At 61.7% G+C, this 2,080-nt stretch carries 3 protein-coding genes; 1 reads left to right on the plus strand and 2 read right to left on the minus strand.

Going from position 1 to position 2,080, the window contains the following annotated elements; genetic code table 11:
* Positions 1–133 precede the first annotated feature (133 nt).
* On the minus strand, positions 134–505 hold the full coding sequence (locus P409_RS38425; RefSeq protein WP_161790515.1) for a hypothetical protein: 372 nt from the start codon (positions 503–505) through the stop codon (positions 134–136).
* Positions 506–886: 381 nt separating this feature from the next.
* Between P409_RS38425 and P409_RS32645 the strand changes: the two genes are divergently transcribed.
* Positions 887–1,537, plus strand: coding sequence for a hypothetical protein (locus P409_RS32645; RefSeq protein ID WP_034848471.1), 651 nt, complete (start codon positions 887–889; stop codon positions 1,535–1,537).
* 283 nt (positions 1,538–1,820) lie between these two features.
* Here P409_RS32645 and P409_RS32650 read toward each other — a convergent pair.
* Positions 1,821–2,080, minus strand: a 260-nt coding sequence (locus P409_RS32650) for a DUF1932 domain-containing protein (RefSeq protein ID WP_034848474.1), incomplete at its 5' end; no start/stop codon positions are given.

A 2,080-nucleotide genomic window follows, 5' to 3' on the forward strand; every position in this document is an offset into this window, starting at 1 on the left:
GCCGGCGACCCGGAGCGGTCACGCCTGCTGCAGGAAATCCTGCTGCTGCGCGCCGCGGCGGAACGATCTGGTGCCGAGATAGCCGATCGCCAACAAAAGGGCGGAAGCGGCCAGATACCGACATTGACCTTGCCTACCTCGTAATTCTGCACGTTCCGCCATACTGTGACGGAACGAACTCTCCTCCAATCATCGAGTTTCGGCTATGAACCGCAGCTCCTTCATTCGAGATTGTCGTTGTTTGAACGGCTCCTGTTTGCAGAACCTCAATAAATGACAAGCCCTGATAACCACGAATTGGATACACTTCTTCAACCCCGACGTTGCCCACCATAAACGCCTTGTTTGCGAGCGAGTCATAATTAAACACCATCGAGAAGTTGTCCGACGCGATGCCATCTGGTGACCATCTTCGATCAAACAAGCATTCGAATTTAAGGACATCCGCGAGCGCAGACGAGCCCATTAGGAAGAGCGGAAAGGAAATCAATAATTGCTTGATCATGGCCGGCACTCCAGAAATCTTACTAAAACTATTCCACCATTATATCACATTGCCATTCTTTGCAGGTGTTAGTTGCAATCGATAGCAGCCTGCCGCGAATTTGAACGTATACTACGGTGACGAACTACCTATGATCAAAAAAACCATCTGAAAGCAAGTGAGCGGATCATAGACAGAACGGAGAGATCCAAAGCGCTGACGCCTATCATTACAATACAGAAGACAAAGTTGCAGCAAAAGGCCGGTGCGGGCCTAACCCATCAACCTTAGGGCCGAGTCCAAACGGCTCTCAGGTCTCGAAAGATCGCGCAGAGGTTGACGATCCGGCCGTAAACGCAATGTGCATTGCGTCCATCCCGATTCTCGTTCATGATATGTTCCATGAATGAGGCGCAATTCGAACCGATCAAGCCGACCGATCCCGACATGCTGTGGACCGGCTGGGCGCTGCACATGGTGCGCGAGGCCGCCGAGATCGACATGCGCAGCAAGCGGATGACCGAGCGGCAGCAGGAGCGGGCGGACAGCGACTCGGCGGTCGATTTCGGGCAGATCCAGTCGCGACTGTCCCGGTCGCTGCGGCTGTCGGTGGCGCTGGCCGAGCGGATCCGCATCGACTACCTGATGCGGCGGGGCGAGCGCGAGGCGTCGGGCGAGCAGCAGCGCCGCCGGCAGAAGCGGGAGCAGGCCGTCGAGGCCGTCGTCAAGGCCACCGCGACGCCCATCGATGGCGAGGGCGCCGAGCATCTGCGGTCGGTGGTGTGGAAGCGGGTGGTCGAGGACGAGATCCTGGACGCGCAGCTCGACAGCCTGTCGCCGGAGGAGTTCGTGCAGGCGGTGTGCCGCAAGATCGGCCGCCCGCCGCCGCCGATCCCGCTGCCGCAGGGCTGCGGCGAGGCCGTTGAGGACGCCCCGCAGGCGGAGCCCGCCGAGACAGCCGATCACGAGCCGGCGGAGGATTGGGTATCGGCATCGGACGAGCCCGGCACGGGCCGGCCGATGCCGCGACCGTCCACACCCGACAGCAGCTGACCGTCCCGGCGCATTCTCTCACCGTCATTGCGAGGAGGCGAAGCCGACGAAGCAATCCGTCGTCCCGCCAGAGCGGCTGCATGGATTGCTTCCCCCGGCTCAAGGTCGGGGTCGCAATGGCGACATGGCTGCAGAACCAGTGTCCAAAGCCGAGTATTTTGCCTCTCCCGTTTACGGGAGAGGTCGGAGGCGTTTGCGCCTCCGGGTGAGGGGGTTTGTCGAAGCCGCGGCCCGCCTCCACCCTATCTCGCTGCGTGAGCCCGGCCTCTCCCGTAGGCGGAGGCTAAGCCGCGTCGGCCTTGCCGATGCCCAGGAAGGCGTCGAGCGCCGCGATGTCCCGCTTCTCCCCGGCCATGTCGGCGGCCAGGCGCTCATACAGTCCGGCCATGCCCTCATAGATCAGCCGGGCGGGGTCGTCGGGGCCGAGGAAATCGGCGATCTCGCGCATCTCCGCCACCCAGCGATAGGCCTTGCCGTACATGTCGGGCAGGCCCTTCTCGAACCGGGCCAGCAGCTGCGGCTGGCTGGCCGCCAGCTCGGCGT

Source organism: Inquilinus limosus MP06, from assembly GCF_000767795.1.
Taxonomy (GTDB): Bacteria; Pseudomonadota; Alphaproteobacteria; order DSM-16000; family Inquilinaceae; genus Inquilinus; species Inquilinus limosus_E.